Raw genomic sequence first — 532 nt, 5'->3', positions numbered from 1 at the left:
CGAGTCCTGTTCGGGGAGCCATATGGAGAGATGTCCGAGTTTGGTCGAAGGAGCACGATTGGAAATCGTGTAGGCGCCACAAGCGTCTCGGGGGTTCGAATCCCCCTCTCTCCGCCAGTAGTATGGCCCGTTGGTCAAGGGGTTAAGACACCTCCCTTTCACGGAGGTAACAGGGGTTCGAATCCCCTACGGGTCACCATAAGGACACTTAGCTCAGCTGGGAGAGCACTATCTTGACAGGGTAGGGGTCAGCGGTTCGAACCCGTTAGTGTCCACCAATCGTACAACTCATGTACGAAGTTGGGAGCATAATAGATTCAGATGTATATTTTATGGACGCTTAGCTCAGCTGGGAGAGCATCTGCCTTACAAGCAGAGGGTCGGCGGTTCGATCCCGTCAGCGTCCACCATATAATATCGCGGGGTGGAGCAGTTCGGTAGCTCGTCGGGCTCATAACCCGAAGGTCGTAGGTTCAAATCCTGCCCCCGCAACCAAATAAATCGTGGAGCTGTGGTGTAGAGGCCTAACATG

5 tRNA genes are annotated in these 532 nt (G+C 54.1%); all 5 read left to right on the top strand.

Features of this window, described 5'->3' with window-relative positions:
- The first annotated feature begins 24 nt into the window (after window positions 1-24).
- The 5 genes from MH117_RS26440 to MH117_RS26420 all read left to right on the top strand — a co-directional run bounded on the left by MH117_RS26440 (window position 25) and on the right by MH117_RS26420 (window position 495).
- A tRNA-Ser gene (locus MH117_RS26440) sits at window positions 25-117 on the top strand.
- A 7-nt stretch (window positions 118-124) separates the two neighbouring features.
- Window positions 125-199 (top strand) — tRNA-Glu (locus MH117_RS26435).
- 3 nt (window positions 200-202) lie between these two features.
- A tRNA-Val gene (locus tag MH117_RS26430) sits at window positions 203-278 on the top strand.
- Between the two features lie 56 nt (window positions 279-334).
- Window positions 335-410 (top strand) — tRNA-Val (locus tag MH117_RS26425).
- Between the two features lie 8 nt (window positions 411-418).
- Window positions 419-495 (top strand) — tRNA-Met (locus MH117_RS26420).
- Window positions 496-532 lie beyond the last annotated feature (37 nt).

Source organism: Paenibacillus sp. ACRRX (assembly GCF_022346885.1).
GTDB lineage: Bacteria > Bacillota > Bacilli > Paenibacillales > Paenibacillaceae > Paenibacillus_B.
Note: the sequence above shows the minus strand (reverse complement) of the source record. Positions and strands in the feature narration are given on the sequence as shown.